Origin of the sequence: Capnocytophaga felis (assembly GCF_009684755.1) — a bacterium.
In the GTDB taxonomy this organism is placed as follows: Bacteria; Bacteroidota; Bacteroidia; order Flavobacteriales; family Flavobacteriaceae; genus Capnocytophaga; species Capnocytophaga felis.
Window position 1 is genome coordinate 193460 of record NZ_BLBC01000007.1, and the last position, 15770, is coordinate 209229.

General features: G+C 34.7%; 11 protein-coding genes. 4 read left to right on the plus strand and 7 right to left on the minus strand.

The features are described 5' to 3' along the window. Positions 1-221 precede the first annotated feature (221 nt). Positions 222-2465, plus strand: a complete 2244-nt coding sequence (locus GN105_RS06760; RefSeq protein ID WP_227977408.1) for an SUMF1/EgtB/PvdO family nonheme iron enzyme — start codon at positions 222-224, stop codon at positions 2463-2465. A 282-nt stretch (positions 2466-2747) separates the two neighbouring features. On the opposite strand, the gene GN105_RS06765 is transcribed toward GN105_RS06760, so the two are convergent. The 6 genes from GN105_RS06765 to GN105_RS06790 form a co-directional block, all read right to left on the minus strand. Continuing rightward, a complete protein-coding gene (locus GN105_RS06765; protein WP_155284642.1) occupies positions 2748-4655 on the minus strand; it encodes a peptide MFS transporter in 1908 nt (635 codons plus the stop codon). A 92-nt stretch (positions 4656-4747) separates the two neighbouring features. Beyond that, positions 4748-6409 (minus strand): peptide MFS transporter, encoded by a 1662-nt coding sequence (locus tag GN105_RS06770; RefSeq protein ID WP_155284643.1) that lies wholly within the window; start codon positions 6407-6409, stop codon positions 4748-4750. A 158-nt stretch (positions 6410-6567) separates the two neighbouring features. After that, positions 6568-7062: an SMI1/KNR4 family protein gene (locus tag GN105_RS06775; protein ID WP_155284644.1), complete on the minus strand. Its 495-nt coding sequence runs from the start codon at positions 7060-7062 to the stop codon at positions 6568-6570. Between the two features lie 101 nt (positions 7063-7163). Continuing rightward, positions 7164-7829, minus strand: coding sequence for a DUF6261 family protein (locus GN105_RS06780; protein WP_155284645.1), 666 nt, complete (start codon positions 7827-7829; stop codon positions 7164-7166). Between the two features lie 462 nt (positions 7830-8291). Continuing rightward, on the minus strand, positions 8292-8885 hold the full coding sequence (locus GN105_RS06785; RefSeq protein WP_155284646.1) for an SMI1/KNR4 family protein: 594 nt from the start codon (positions 8883-8885) through the stop codon (positions 8292-8294). Positions 8886-9465: 580 nt separating this feature from the next. After that, positions 9466-11691 (minus strand): S9 family peptidase, encoded by a 2226-nt coding sequence (locus GN105_RS06790; protein WP_155284647.1) that lies wholly within the window; start codon positions 11689-11691, stop codon positions 9466-9468. Positions 11692-11926: 235 nt separating this feature from the next. Here GN105_RS06790 and tpiA point away from each other — a divergent pair, with 235 nt between their 5' ends. The 3 genes from tpiA to GN105_RS06805 all read left to right on the plus strand — a co-directional run bounded on the left by tpiA (position 11927) and on the right by GN105_RS06805 (position 15150). Beyond that, positions 11927-12676 carry a triose-phosphate isomerase gene (gene tpiA, locus GN105_RS06795; RefSeq protein WP_155284648.1) on the plus strand — a complete coding sequence of 250 codons (750 nt, stop codon included), beginning with the start codon at positions 11927-11929 and terminating at the stop codon, positions 12674-12676. 77 nt (positions 12677-12753) lie between these two features. Further along, positions 12754-13782 (plus strand): uroporphyrinogen decarboxylase, encoded by a 1029-nt coding sequence (hemE, locus tag GN105_RS06800; protein ID WP_155284649.1) that lies wholly within the window; start codon positions 12754-12756, stop codon positions 13780-13782. Positions 13783-13791: 9 nt separating this feature from the next. Then, complete coding sequence (locus GN105_RS06805; RefSeq protein ID WP_155284650.1) at positions 13792-15150, plus strand: suppressor of fused domain protein; 1359 nt, start codon at positions 13792-13794, stop codon at positions 15148-15150. 52 nt (positions 15151-15202) lie between these two features. On the opposite strand, the gene GN105_RS06810 is transcribed toward GN105_RS06805, so the two are convergent. Then, positions 15203-15760 carry an RNA polymerase sigma factor gene (locus tag GN105_RS06810; protein WP_155284651.1) on the minus strand — a complete coding sequence of 186 codons (558 nt, stop codon included), beginning with the start codon at positions 15758-15760 and terminating at the stop codon, positions 15203-15205. Between the last annotated feature and the right edge of the window lie 10 nt (positions 15761-15770).

Sequence of the window (15770 nt, forward strand, 5' to 3'; positions counted from 1 at the left end):
TTGTTTGTTGAAAAATATTTATTTTAAGTGTGAAAAAGTTGCGAAAATGTCATTCTTTGACTGTGCGTAATTACCTTTGTTTTAGTCTTTTAAAAGAAATTTTTATTTAAATTTAATGTTAAGTTTTTCCGTTTTTGTTTGCAGAATAAATTTAATGATTTAATTTTGCCCCCGAATTGAGAAAAAATATAATCATTTAATTAAATTCATTAATTTTTAGCATGAGAAAAATTGTTACTTACGTGGCTGCTTTTTTTGCATTAGCCACAGCAACGAATTGCGTGAAAGAAGTAGAGTATGATGATCTTAAGTTGAGTTCAGAGAAGAATTCACTTAGAGCAGGGGAGATGGCAACTTTTGAAGTTACCTCAGGTAGTGGAGAGTATGATGTTACAAGTGCCCAAGAGAGTGTGGTGAAAGCATCAAAATCGGAGTCTGTGGTGACATTAAGAGGTGTTAGTAAAGGAGAAACAACAGTTACTGTACAAGACAAGGTTACCGGACAAAAATCATCAGTAAAAGTAACCGTACTTAAAGCTTTAGAAAATCTTTCCCTTGACAAAGTAGAGATTAATGTAGCTCCAAGAGAGTCTGCGATTGTGAACATCAGAACAGGAAATGGAGCTTATGAGTTAAGTGTAGCAAATACAAATACAGCAAAAGCTAGTGTTTCTGGTTCAAAAATAACAGTGGCAGCAGGGACTATCGGTTCAACAACACTGACTGTTAAAGATAAAGAATCAAACAAAACAGTTCAAGTTAAAATTTCTGTTGTAGAAAAGTTATCTTTGAATAAATCCGAGTTAGTTATCAAAGCAAACGATTCAGGAGTTATTTCTGTTGTGGGAAGCGGTCAATATGTTATAAAGAGCAGTGACGAAGCAATAGCAAAAGCAACATTGTCCGGAGATAAGATTACAATTAAATCAGGAAAAGCAGGAAGTGCTACAATAAGCGTTACAGACGCAATAACAGGAAAAGCTTCTGATGTAAAAATTGTAGTTATTGCAGATGTATCTCTTTCGAAAAGAGAAGTAACCTTAGAGAGAGGTAAAGAAAATCAAGAAGTTGTAGTTAATTCTGGTAGCGGAGAGTACACAGTTTCTTCGGCTAACTCAAATGTAGCAACAGCATCTATTTCTGAAGGAAAATTGATTATTAGAGGAGTATCTCAAGGAACAACTCAAGTTTCTGTAAAAGATACCAAAACAGGAAAAGTTGCCGAAGTAAGAGTAGTAGTAACCGTAGCAAACATTACTTTATCTTCTTTATCTACTACATTAAGAGCAACAGAAACTACAAACATAAATATTTTGACAGGTAGTGGTAGCTATGAAGTAACATCAAATAGCATTGCAGTTGCTTCAGCTTCTATCAATGGCAATAAAGTAGTTATTACAGGTAAGGCAATTGGGTCAGCCAAAGTTACTGTTAAGGATAAGATTTCAGGTAAAGTAGCGGTTATAAATGTAACTGTATCTGCTAAACAAAACATAAAATTGGCTCATACCACTACTGAAATTAAAGTTGGTGTTTCAAGAAATGTGGTAATTAGCACAGGAAGTGGTAATTATGTTGCAGTTTCTGGAAATGCTGGAGTGGCAACAGCAAATATTTCAGGAAATGTGTTAATTGTTAAAGGTATTAAGGCAGGAAGCACAAATATAACAGTTTCCAATGGTGTAGATAATCCTACTGTTTTGAATGTTAAGGTAGTAGCACCAGCTCCGGTTGCTCCATCAACTCCCAAAACAGGCGATGTAGTAGGAGAATTAGCAATCGTAGAGGGAGGAACTTTCCAGATGGGAACACCTTCGAGAGGAGATGGAGATGAAATTTTGCATACTGTAACTTTAAGCAGTTTCAAAATAAGTAAATACGAGATTACAAATGCTCAATATGCTAAATTTTTGACAGCTAAAGGAAATCAAAGAGAGAATGGAGCAATATGGTACCAAGGAAAAGATATTGTTAAAGAAGGAAATGGTTTTAAAGCTAGAGCTGGTAGAGAAAATTATCCTGTGATATTTGTGACTTGGCACGGAGCAAAAGCGTACGCAGAGTGGGTTGGTGGAAGTCTTCCTACAGAAGCACAATGGGAATATGCAGCTCGTGGAGGAAACAAAAGTAAAGGATATACTTGGAGTGGAAGTAACGATATCAATGAGGTAGCTTGGTACGTAGGTAACTCGGGAGGAAGACTTCACGAGGTAGGAACTAAAAAACCAAACGAATTGGGAATTTATGATATGAGCGGAAATGCTTGGGAATGGACAGCTGATTTGTATGGACCTTATTCAACAGCACCACAAACTGACCCAACAGGAGCAACCAGAGGTAACAATCGCGTAAGACGTGGAGCTAGTGCATTCTGTACTCCAAACACTAACCGTTCTACAAACAGAAGTAATCGTGCACCTAACGGAATCCGTCATAATCTTGGATTCAGAGTTGTATTTAAATAAACTTCTCTAAAATATATTTAAAAAGAAACATCTTTCATTGAAAGATGTTTCTTTTTTTTGTGTCATTCACTACTTCAATAATTTTTTCAAACCAGAATAGAAACAAACTTAAAAATATCTGTTATTCAAATTGACATTATCAAAAATTATTAAATAATTAAAATGAATTTCTTTTTGATTACTACAAATTCCAATCAATTTTAGGTTTGGTAGGTAGGGTAAACAATAAAAAAACAGACAGCTTTTAGCCGCCTGTTTTTATAATAATTTTTCTGTGATTTATTATTTCACTCCGTGCATCCAACGGGTAATGAATGGTCCCATCAGGAATAAAACTACACCACAACCGATAGCAATAAAGCCTAACATTGTGAATACAGAAAGCCCTTTGTTAAGTGATTCTCCTTTGATAACGTTAGTTACTGAAATACCTGCTGAATTGTCAACTAATTTTTCATAATCATCAGAGGTGGCTACTTCTGTATTTACTTCACTTCCTTTGAAGGAAAGGAATGATTGTTTTGCCGATTTGAGAATTTTTTCTCGCTTCATTCCGCTGTAATTTTCAGCATCATCCAAAGTTTCTTTAATGGTTACTACCGATTTGGCATATTGTTGCTGCGGATTTAATCCGTTTAGTCGTTCAATGAAAGCATCTGAAACTAAGATTGATTCCACAGATGATTTCGCCAATTGATCTTTAAATTGCTTTTCAGACAAAACTGCCTTAATATCTTTGTCAATCTCAGCGTTTTGAAAAGCCGAACTCTCCACAATAGACTTTTCATTTACGGTAGTGAGTTTAGCAATGTGTTTTCCTCCTTGATGTGCGATGGAAGAAGATAAAAACCAAACACCCATCATAAAAGCTACCATATGTTTTGGTGAAAGTTTCGTTACTAATGATAAACCTACGGGTGAAAGAGCTAATTCCCCAAGAGTATGTAATAAGTACAAAAGAGCCATAAATATAGCAGGCACCATTCCTAATTTCGCGTAGCTACCACCGAATTTAAGCGTCAAGAAACCAAGTCCAAGCAATAGCAAACCTGTTCCGAATTTGTATGGAGCAGCCGGTTCTTTATTCAAGTTAGAGAGTTTTATCCATATCCAAGAAAAAACAGGAGCGAAAAGCATAATGTAAAGCGGATTAAATGATTGAAAATAAGTAGTTTTCATTTCAAATCCGAATAAAGTTTTATCCACGTTGCGTGCAGTAAATAGGTTTAATGCTGAACCTGCCAACTCAAAGAATGTCCAGAATATCGTAGTGAACATTAATAATAACACCACTACCCAAATACGTTGTTTTGCCACCAATTCCATTTTACTTGCTTGAAATAACAAGTATCCGATGATGATAACAGCCAAACCGCCGAGCATATAATCTACTACGGTTTCGTGTTGAATAAGTAACAGTGAAAGACCTATCATAACAGCGGCTGCTACATACGGAAGTATGCTGTTGGGAATAAAACTAACTATATTTTTAGCTGGCTTTTCATCAGGGGCTAATCCTACGTGCTGAAATACACTTGTTCGTCCGGCGAAAAAGAATATTAAAAACCCTAAAAGCATTCCGATACCGGCGGTTAAGAAGCCGTATTGCCAACCTTCATTCTCCCCGATGGCACCACAAGTTAAAGGAGCTAAGAATGCACCCATATTGATTCCCATATAAAATAAAGTGAACGCCCCATCACGTCTTTTATCGCCATCGGCATAAAAACGACCAATCATTGAAGAGATATTCGGTTTGAAAAAACCATTTCCTACCACAAGTAACGCCAATCCGATGAAGAAAGTAGTTTGATTGTTAGCAAATAACGTAAACTGACCCGCTGCCATCAGTATCGCACCGAAGGCAATTGCTTTGCGGAAACCGATAAGTTTATCGGCGAAGTATCCGCCAATTATTGGCGTTAAATAAACTAATGCACCATAAGCTCCGTAAATTCCGAAAGCCTTTGCATCGTCAAACTGGAACCCGCCATCAATTAAGTTCGCAGTCATATAAAGGATAAGAAGTGCCCGCATACCATAGTAGCTGAAGCGTTCCCATAGCTCCACCATAAAAAGGGTAAAAAGGGCTTTGGGGTGGATTTTCCTATTGGAGAAAATCACAAACCCTACCCAAAGCGCAACGCCAAGCCACGCTATTAACATCAATTTGTAATCTGGATTTAACATAGTATATATATTATTAAATTAATTCTTTAGTGTATTATTGTATTTATAAGATAAATGTAAAAAAATCACACAATAATTTATGCTATTATTCTTTATTTTACTCCTTTTTCTTTCAAAGCCCGATTGAGTGATTTCAAAATGGAAAGACCTATGATGGTCGCTACTAATAACAGACCGAAGTTTACCCAAAAGAACGTGGATTTGTGTTCATATCCGTACCACATTCTGGCAAGTACACCCGATAGTTTATTTCCAATGGCGGTCGATAAGAAAAATCCTCCCATCATAAGAGCTGTAATACGAGGCGGTGAAAGCTTTGACACTAATGAAAGCCCCATAGGCGACAAGCAAAGTTCTCCTAACGTAATGATACCATAAGCAGCAACCAGCCATAATGCTGAAGCTTTTACCATTCCGTTTTCAGAGGCATACATAGCACCTACCATCACAAGGCAACTTAAGGCAGAAATGAACATTCCTAATACAATTTTGGCAGGAGTAGTCGGTTCTTTGCCTCGTTTACGTAAAAACATAAACAGACCCACTACCACAGGTGTCAAAACAATTACCCAAAACGGATTAATGGATTGAAATAACTCCGGATTATATAAAAACACTTTCTGATTAGGATTCGTTGCCAATTCAGCTTTTTGTTTCTCAGGAAGATTTCGGAAATAGATGTCCTTTCCTATTTCTTTCTTAGGCTTATCGTTTTCATCTTTAACGATTCTATATTCCGAATCGTACATAGTCGTTTCCTTATCTTGAAAATCTTTAACTTCTACAAGGTAAATGCTTTCCATTGGCTTTTCTATAGAAGCCGGCACACTGCGGTCAGTATAATACTTCGCCCACGTAGTAAGTACGGTTCCGTTTTGTTTGAAAACAGCCCAAAACATCAAACTTACAGCGAAGATTGCTAATAATGCACCGATAGGCTTTTTGTCGCTTTGTGAGGCACGTGCATAGAGCGAAAAGTAAAAGAATACAACCGGAATGCAAGCAAAAATGAACGCATCTGTACTGTCACTTCCTAAGATGTTACCCGGAATTGCCCAACCTATCGCACCCGTTATAATAGCCGGTAAAAATACCTTCATAAGTACTGAAGTTATGGTTGTATCTCCTTGCTGTACGGGTTTTAAAACATTTGCGTGAATGATGTGTTTTCTTCCTAAGGTAAAGATAATTAATCCTAAGAACATTCCGATACCTGCAGTTATGAATGCTTCACTCCACCCGAATTTGTTACGCATAAAGGCAGCAATGATATTACAAATAAATGCACCAATATTAATTCCCATATAGAATATATTGTATCCTGCATCTTTGTTTTCTTGATAAGGCTCTTCGGAATAAAGATTTCCTAAAAGGGTAGAAATACTGGGTTTGAAAAACCCATTTCCTATGATGATTAATCCCATTGAGGTATAAAACATTGCAAGGTCTTGAAAGAGTCCTAATCCTATATATCCCAATCCCATTAATGTTCCCCCGATGTAAATAGCTTTGACGTACCCTAACATTCTGTCAGCTAAAAATCCACCTAAAAAGGGCGTAAGATACGTAAGTGCAATGAACGTTCCGAATATATCATATGCGTTTTTGTCATCAATAGCAAGTCCTCCTGTATTTTTAGGGTCAATCATATATAAAACGAAAATTCCGAGCATTAAGTAATACCCGAATCGTTCCCACATTTCTGTGAAAAATAAATAAAATAATCCCCGAGGGTGTTTTCTGTTATTAGTCATAGTATATTAAATTTATTTTGAATTAAATGTATCCAATTTTTCTTTTACTTAATTCTATATTTCTTTCAATTCGATAAGTTGAAAAAGAAATAAAAGTCAATTTGTTTTTAAAATCTTGTTATTATTAAGTTATTATGCTAAAATATATTCACTTACTTTCAGAAAGATAGTCTTTCTTGCAATAAATTTTCAAGCCATTCTTCAAAGTTATAAAAATCAGTGTCCTCTATCCAGTATTCAGGCGGAATGTCAGGATAAAATTCACCAAAATTCTCACTATCTTTTGTGGTTAAAAAGCCGGCTTGATGACCCAATGCAGGAATAGATACAGTTAATAATATTTCAGGAAATAAATCACAATCCGTACCTGTAAATACTGTGTTTGACCAATCGTGAACTTCATTCGGTGCAAGAAAATCATATCCGTTACCGGTTTTTTCCATTATGAATAATGAACACGAACCGACTGTAAGCAAAAATTCCTTATATGCTTTTGGAACTTTAATATTATATGTATTTTCAAATGTATAAATTTCTTGTTCACTAACGGAATATCTGCGTTTGAATCCATATTTTTCTTTCCCATATGGAATTAGAGTTCCATTGCTTTTAACTATCAAATCAGATATAGTTTTTAATGTATCGGCAAACATAATTCAATTGCATTTCAAAGAAATTTTAAACTATTTGGCTTTAAATCCTACAATTTTTTAATAGTAAATGATATATTTTTTCAAATAATCACGAATGATTTTTATCCTTTGGCAGCTTTTACGAATTCATTTAAGTTGTTGTATAATGAAATCCACTCATCGGCATCAAACATCAGTGTAACAAGACTTAAAAAACGACGTAAATCTCTTTCCAATTCCTTACGTTGCTTAGTTGCTGAAGTAGTTTCACGAAGTTCGGCATTGGCTTGAGCTTGTTCGCTGTAATGCGTTTTAAACTCTTCGTGCTTTGTTTTTAAATTCTCAAAAGCAACTTCAAGCGATAAATTTTTTAAGTGATTTTGATTCTCTTCAGATGAAAGTGCCTCGATGAGCTTTCCTAACTGAACGGTTTGTTCTGCATACGAAAGCTGGTCTTGCTTAAGCCCGTGTATTTTAAATTGATTGTAAAGAGCAATAGCGTCATCAATGTTAGGAGCAGAAGAAACACGCGTGTAACCTGAAAGAAATATCTTCATATCTGAAAAAGCCTTATCACGCTCTTTATTGGCTTGGGCTACGGTTTTTCCTTTTCCGCTGAAGGTTTTCTTTGATATTACAGCGTAATACTTTTGATATGAAACTTCTAATTTGTTCATAAACAAATGTGTTTTCGCTTCATTAATGTCTGATTGCTTTACAGCTTCAATTACTCGTTGTGTAAGAGCTGCCAAGTCTTTTGTCGATAATTTTCTATAATTTACTTTCATTTTGTAATTGTTTTAGTTATTATCTATCTATTTATCAAAATTTGTTTGCTTATTTATGTATTTTTGTTTTTATTGCATTGAGTGAATTTAGCATATTATTTATTGTTTTCTTAATTTCACTCGGTGTATTTGGTTTATTTTTTTAAAATGTATTTATTTCTTTTGCTGTTTTTATTTATTGTTATAGAATAAATTTATTGCATTGAGTGTATTTAATTTATTTTCTCTTAATGATTTTGTTCTACTGGGTATATTTGATATATTCTGATAAAATAATATTGTTGCATTAAGTGTGTTTAATTCGTTTTAATATTTTATTTCTGAAAATATAGTGTTATGATTTTGATTGTATAATTTGATATGTTCTTGAAATTTTTCCCAAAGGTACGTAAAAAATTTTTATTGTATGTTAAAAAGAATAAATGTTTTTTTGTTTTTAATTTCTTAAAACATTGAAAAGCATTAATATCTCCACTTTTCAATAACTTCTTCGCTGATAAATTCTGATACGACTTCTTCTAAAACTTCTTCAAATTTTGCCCATTTTTCATCGGAAACATAGTCCAGCTGTTTGAAAATTAAGCATCCTTTTAAGTAATCACTGAAATCGTCAAACAATTTAACTAAATAAGGATACGTGTCGTGGTCGAAATAATAAATTTCGTGCGTTTTTGTATGGAAACAGAACTTATTTCCATTACCTAAATAATCACCGAACCATACTAAGTAAGGAAGAGCTTCATTGTCTTCTTCGGAAAATTCAGAAATGTATTCATTGTCTTCTCCCAAAAACTCGGTTAAATAGCATATACTATCTAAATCAATAAGTTCTTCTCCAATATCAGCTACTCCGAATGTTTTGTAAAAAAGTTTTAAGCTGTCAGGAAGTTTTGCTCCTAAATACTTTTCAATATCTTGGATTTCTTCTTCGGTAACTACTTCAGGAAGTTCGTCTCCGTCGGCGGTGAGAATAAAACGTGTGTTCTTCTCCCAATTTTCATCTCCGATTTTTTCAAATGGAATGATAATATCTTCTTTTTTAGTGATTTCAAACATAATATATTGCTTTTTTATTATTTATTTTTTTATATATATAAGGATATAACATTATTTTTATTATTTCATTATGTTTTTATAATAGTTTTACCTTGTAGAATTGTGTTACATATACTTTTTGTGATATTTTTTACATCCCTCTGCTTCTTTCAAAGGGGGAGTGCATTATGATTACACTTCCTGAGTTCCCCCTTTCAAGGGGGTTAGGGGGATGTCTTGTTTTTTTTATTATTTCATTGTGTTTTTATAATAGTTTTTCCTTGTAGAAGTGTGTTGCATATACTTTTTGTGATATTTTTTACATCCCCCTACCCCCTTCAAGGGGGGAGTGCGTTATGATTACACTTTCTGAGTTCCCCCTTTTAAGGGGGTAGGGAGATGTTTCGTTCTTTTTATTATTTCATTATGTTTTTATAATAGTTTTTCCTTGTGGGAGTGTGTTGCATATACTTTTTGTGATATTTTTTACATCTCCCTGCCCCCTTCAAAGGGGGAGTTCGTTATGATTACACTTCCTGAGTTCCCCCTTTTAAGGGGGTTAGGGGGATGTTATTCAATTATTTAAACTCATTTTAAAATTCTATAATTTTTGCAATAAATATTCTGTCATCTTTTGATAAAGTTGTAAGCGTGTATATCCACCGTAAATACTATGGTCTTTATCCGGATATATTAACCAATCAAAATTCTTATTAAGCTGAACGAGTTGATTGATTAGTACCATTGCATTTTGTACGTGTACATTGTCATCAGCTGTTCCGTGAATGAGTAAATAGTTTCCTTTCAGTTTTTTAGCGTGTGTAATGGGCGAGTTATTGTCATACCCCGACGGGTTTTCTTGTGGAGTTTGCATAAATCGTTCCGTATAAATGGTGTCATAGAATCGCCACGAAGTTACCGGAGCAACTGCAATGGCTGTTTTAAATAGGTCTCCGGCTTGAAACAAACAGTTAGAGGACATAAATCCTCCGAAGCTCCAACCCCAAATCCCGATGCGATTTTTATCAATATAGGGTTGTTCTGCAAAAAAACGAGCTGCAAATATTTGGTCTTCTACTTCGTATTTTCCAAGTTCTTTGTAAGTGCATTTCTTGAAGTTACTGCCTTTATAACCCGTTCCACGACCATCTACACAGGCAACCAAATACCCTTGTTGCGTCAGAAGAGAGTGCCAAAAATCATTACTGTCAAACCATTTGTTGTTAACTTCTTGTGAACCTGGTCCTGAATATTGATACATTAATAACGGATATTGCTTATTTGGGTCGAAATCCTTTGGCTTGATGATGTAAGCATTTAATTTTCCATTAGGTGTATTTAATTCAAAGAATTCTTTTTTAGCTAAACGATATTGAGAAATATTTTCACTGTATTTTGAATTATCTAAGATGTCTTTTACTTTTTTCCCGTCTTTACTGTTGTTAAGTGTGTAGTGTGTCGGCTTAGTTACACTTGAAAATTGATTAATATACAATGAAAAATCAGGACTGAATGTAGCATTGTTAGTTCCTTCATTAGTAGAAAGTTGTTTTTTATTTTTTCCGCTAAGTGAAATACTATAAATTCCTCTGTTTATTGAGCCGTTTTCAGTAGATTGATAGAAAATATTTCCACTTTTTGGGTCGTATCCATAACATTTAGTTACTTCCCAATTGCCTTTTGTGATTTGTTTTTTTAATTTTCCATTTTTATCATAATGATAGATATGATTGAACCCATCTTTTTCTGAAGTAATTAAAAAACTATTGTCGGTTAAGAAAATAAGGTTATCTGGAATGTCTATATAGGTGTTGTTTTGTTCATTTAGTACTGAATATACTTGATTCGTTTGTGAGTTTATGAAATTTAGGTTAAAATTATTTTGATGTCTGTTGAGAGTTTGTACACTGAGTGTATTTTTATCATTTGTCCATCGGAGACGAGGTATGTAATAATATAAATCATCTTTTGCGTTCAGTGAATTTTGTTTACTGGAGTAATTTAAACCTGTTGCAATGGGTGTATTAAATGTTTTTTTAGATGAAGTATCGTAAATGTGTACCGAAACTTTTGAATTATGTTCTCCTGCTTTTGGATATTTGAAGACTTGTTGTGTAGGGTAAAGTCCTTTTCCATAAATGTCCATTGAAAACTCTGGAACTTGGCTTTCATCAAATCGAATATAGGCTAATTTTGTTCCGTCAGCATTCCAATCAAATGCTTTCACAAAACTGAATTCTTCTTCATAAACCCAATCGGTTATTCCGTTGATGATTTTATTGTTCTCTCCATCGAAAGTAATTTGAGTGGTTTTATTGGTGGTTATATTATATATGTATAAATTGTTTTCATAAGCGTAAGCGATTTTATTTCCGTCGGGTGAAAAGGTTGGTTCTTGGATTTTATGCTCACTGATAAAGATTCCTTTTTTTGTTTCCAAATTGTAAAGATAATATGAAGCCACAAACGAACGTCGGTAAATTTGTTCGGATTTTGAAGCAATGAGTAGCAATTTTTCATCAGGACTGAAAGAGTACCTATCAATATTTGTTAAAACTTCCCGTTGAGTTGAACTGTCAAATAATGTTTTTACTTTTTCAAGCGTTGTGAAATCATATAAATCAATCTGTTGTGAATTTGATTGTCGGTCGTAATTAAGTACTGTATATTGGTTTGTATTCTTCATTGCTGAAAGGTGAGTCATCCGCTGCGGATAAAGCACACCCTTTACCCAAATGTCTTCCAATGTAATGGGTTTGTTTTGAGCGATTAAAGACAACGAAGAGATAAATAAAAATAGCAAGGTAAAACAAAGTCTGTTTTTCATTTTAGTTTATATTAACGATTTAAACGGTCAATAATACTAATTTTTTCAATTCCATTCTAATTTTTTTAGTTATAAATGTAACATTATCTGTGTTTTGTATTGATATTTAATTGTTTATGTATTGTTAAAGAAAGTAAAAAAATATTTTGATTTTTTTGCATTTAGCTTTTGCAAAAAAAATGTATCTTTGTAGCTGCTCAAAAGATAAAGTCAAAAACATAAATAATTGATTAATATGAGAAAAAAAATTGTAGCAGGAAATTGGAAAATGAACAATGACCTGAAAAAATCAACAGAATTGATTGCCGATTTGTTAAAAAAATTACCTAAAACAGAAGCAGAAGTAATGGTCGCACCTACTTTTGTGAATTTGATTCCGACTGTGGAAGCTGCCAAAGGAAGTGCAGTTGAAGTGATTGCTCAAAATATGCACTTTGCTGAAAACGGGGCTTATACAGGTGAAATTTCGGCTGAAATGTTAAAAAGCGTTGGAGTAAAAACGGTAATTTTAGGACATTCGGAGCGTCGTGCTTATTTTAATGAAACTGATGAATCATTGGCTAAAAAAGCAGATACGGCTTTGAAACACAATATCCGAATGGTATTTTGTATCGGAGAAGAGTTAGCGGACAGAAAAGCCAACAATCATTTTAAAGTCGTTGAAAATCAAATTAAAAACGGATTATTCCACTTACCTGCTGATGTGTGGAAAAATATCGTTTTGGCGTACGAACCCGTTTGGGCAATCGGAACAGGCGAAACGGCTTCTCCCGAACAAGCTCAGGAAATGCACGCCTTTATCCGCAAAACGCTTGCCGACAAATACGGAAAAGAAGTAGCTGACAGTGTTTCAATTCTTTACGGAGGCAGTGTAAAACCCGATAACGCCAAAGAAATTTTTGCAAAAGCAGACGTTGATGGCGGACTTATTGGAGGGGCGTCACTCAAAGCCGATGATTTTATCGCAATTATTAACGGAATTTAATTCATAGCAGTTAGTGATTAGTGGTTAGTATTTAGTATTTTACTAACCACTGATTGCTAATCACTAAGCACTAACAAATGTTACAAAACGATTTATTTTTAAGAGCTTTGAATGGCGAAACGGTGGAACGTCCGCCGGTGTGGATGATGCGTCAGGCAGGGCGTTATTTGCCTGAATTTAGGGCGTTACGTGATAAATATGATTTCTTTACGCGTTGCCGAGTGCCCGAATTAGTCGCAGAAATTACTGTGCAACCTATTGATATTGTGGGAACTGATGCTGCTATTCTGTTTTCGGATATTTTGGTAGTTCCGCAAGCGATGAATATCGAAGTAGAAATGAAATCAGGGGTAGGTCCTTGGCTTCCCAATCCCATTCGTTCTGCCAAAGATGTTGAAAATGTGATAGTTCCTGATATTCACGAAACTTTGGGATATGTGATGGAAGGCATCAAACTTACCAAACAGATGCTTGCAGGGCGTGTGCCACTTATCGGGTTTGCGGGTTCTCCGTGGACGATTTTCTGTTATGCCGTAGAGGGAAAAGGTTCACGTGACTTCAACACTGCCAAGGAGTTATGTTTTACAGATTCACAAACAGCACATAAATTGCTACAAAAAATTACGGATACCACCATTTTGTATCTGAAAGAAAAGGTAAAGGCTGGCGTGGACGCAGTGCAAATTTTCGATAGCTGGGGAGGTGTGCTTTCGCCAGTTGATTATCAGGAATTTTCTTGGAAATATAGTAATCAAATTGTGGAAGCGTTGGCACCGCTTACCAAAGTAATTGTTTTCGGGAAAGGCTGTTGGTTTGCACTTCCTGAAATGGCAAAATCCAAGGCTTCGGCATTAGGGGTGGACTGGACGTGTACGCCACAGAAAGCACGTGAGTTAACAGGTGGGAAAATTACTTTGCAAGGGAATTTTGACCCTTCGCGATTGCTTTCTACGCCATCGGAAATAAAAAAAATGGTGCACAAAATGATTGACGATTTCGGTAAAGACCGATACGTGGTGAATTTAGGACACGGAATTTTGCCAAATATTCCCGTTGAAAATGCGAAAGCCTTCGTGGAAGCGGTAAAAAGTTATAAATCTTTTTAAATCAAATATATGAAAAAAGTTCTACAGAAATTTTTGGATACTCTTCTTCGTGAAGCAACTCCCATAATGGCAAGTTTGAACAAAGGAGTAACCGATGCTGAGATAAGAACTTTTGAACAAGAAATGGATGTGAAACTCCCAGAGGAAGTTAAAGAACTTTATAAAACTTTCAATGGGCAAAAAATGAAGGAGGAAAGTTCTGTTAGTTTTCTTAATAGTCAGTATTTTATTCCACTTGAAAGAGTAAAAAAGACACAAAATGAATGGCTTGAAAGACTGAATTCTTCAATTAAAAATTGGCAATCATTTGAATTTGATAGAGAAGAAGCAAAGGATTTTGGCTGGTATAAAAAGATTAAAAATCAGCTTTTTAACCAAAAGTGGATTCCTTTTTTAGCAGATGATGTGAGTTATGTTTTCATAGACCTTGACCCAGATGAAAAAGGAAGGAAAGGACAGGTAGTGGAATTTATATTGGATACAGAAAATGTGGAACATTCATTTGTTGAACTAATGAATGACTCCTTGAAAGGTTGGTTTGAAAATCTGATAGAAGAGTTTGAAAATGAGGAGCTTTTTTATGACAAAGACATTAAAACCTTGACATTTCAGAGTGAATCTGCTGATGAAATAATGAACAATATTTTTTCTCCAACGCCTGATTACGTGTCGCAAGGAGGTTCAAATGTGTATAGTTATGGTAAGGAAAACAGTAGTAATTTTGTATTTCCTGATCGCTCTTGTGTGTATATGGATGAAATTTGTGAGCACTTTAAGAGATATATAGGTGAGCCGGAAAGTGTTTTTCACGAAATTATGTCAGAATACGTGCATATTGATGTACATTGGATTAAGCCCACTGAAGAACGTCCGTATCACGTGCTTTTTACAACAGGAATGAGCGATTACCCGATGTATCTTCCTAAAGAATTAGAAAATCCGAACGAATTTAGCCACGCTGAATTAATGGTTTATCTTCCAAAAGACTGGAAAATAGAGGAAAATAGTTTTGATGCCGATAGCTATTGGCCAATTTATTTTTTAAAAATGATTGCTCGTTTTCCACATCAATATAAAACGTGGATGGCAGAGGGGCACACGATACCGAATGGTCCTGAGGCTGAACCTATTGCTAACACTAATTTTGGATGTATTTTGCTGATGCCTCCTTATTTGTCTGCTCCACAAGATTTTCTGAAATTACAAACCAAAGACGACACAACAATCAATTTCTATTGTATTTTACCCCTTTACGCAGAGGAAATGGATTTGAAATTGGAAGAAGGTGTAGATATTTTATTAGATTTATTCGATGAATATCAAATTAGTGAAGTTATTGATGTTCACAGAGAAAATGTAGCGGGATAAGAAAAATAAAAGCCAAAAATTTAATTTTTTATTGAAATTTTTGGCTCATTTTTTATTGTTTTTTCAATATTTCGGAAAGAGTTTTCTTTGCCCTAAGTAAAGTTACCTTCACGTTACTGTGTGACATATTGGTAATTTCAGCAATTTCTTTATAAGATTTTTCTTGTAAATATCTCAGCTGTATCACAGTTCGATAAGGTTCTTTTAATTGCTTGATACACAATAGTAACCGATTCAGATTTTGCTCCATAATTAGGCTATCCTCAGCAGTAGGAGATTCATCTACAATTGTTTTAGCTTCTTTTTCCTCAGAAGACGAGGATTGTGTAAATTTCCGCTGTTGGCTCCTAATCATATCAATATGAACGTTTTTGGAAATGGCTATGAGCCACGTTTTGAAAGAAAACTCTTCGCTGTATGTGTCAATTTTGTCGAAAGCTTTGGCAAACGTCTGGATAACAACGTCTTCCACATCATTTTCATCACCGATGCGTTTTTGTTGAAAGTTGTAAACATCTGTCCAAAATACATCAAGCAAGTAGCTAAATGCTTTTTGGTTCCCTTCTTTTGCGTCCTTGATTTTTTCGGATAATACGTTCTGATTGCTCAAAATATCCCGA

What these genes read in the sequence shown, in the direction of transcription:
- GN105_RS06760 (WP_227977408.1), top strand. Translation starts at nt 222, where the DNA reads ATGAGAAAAATTGTTACTTACGTGGCTGCTTTTTTTGCATTAGCCACA.
- GN105_RS06765 (WP_155284642.1), bottom strand. Translation starts at nt 4,655, where the DNA reads ATGTTAAATCCAGATTACAAATTGATGTTAATAGCGTGGCTTGGCGTT.
- GN105_RS06770 (WP_155284643.1), bottom strand. Translation starts at nt 6,409, where the DNA reads ATGACTAATAACAGAAAACACCCTCGGGGATTATTTTATTTATTTTTC.
- GN105_RS06775 (WP_155284644.1), bottom strand. Translation starts at nt 7,062, where the DNA reads ATGTTTGCCGATACATTAAAAACTATATCTGATTTGATAGTTAAAAGC.
- GN105_RS06780 (WP_155284645.1), bottom strand. Translation starts at nt 7,829, where the DNA reads ATGAAAGTAAATTATAGAAAATTATCGACAAAAGACTTGGCAGCTCTT.
- GN105_RS06785 (WP_155284646.1), bottom strand. Translation starts at nt 8,885, where the DNA reads ATGTTTGAAATCACTAAAAAAGAAGATATTATCATTCCATTTGAAAAA.
- GN105_RS06790 (WP_155284647.1), bottom strand. Translation starts at nt 11,691, where the DNA reads ATGAAAAACAGACTTTGTTTTACCTTGCTATTTTTATTTATCTCTTCG.
- tpiA (WP_155284648.1), top strand. Translation starts at nt 11,927, where the DNA reads ATGAGAAAAAAAATTGTAGCAGGAAATTGGAAAATGAACAATGACCTG.
- hemE (WP_155284649.1), top strand. Translation starts at nt 12,754, where the DNA reads ATGTTACAAAACGATTTATTTTTAAGAGCTTTGAATGGCGAAACGGTG.
- GN105_RS06805 (WP_155284650.1), top strand. Translation starts at nt 13,792, where the DNA reads ATGAAAAAAGTTCTACAGAAATTTTTGGATACTCTTCTTCGTGAAGCA.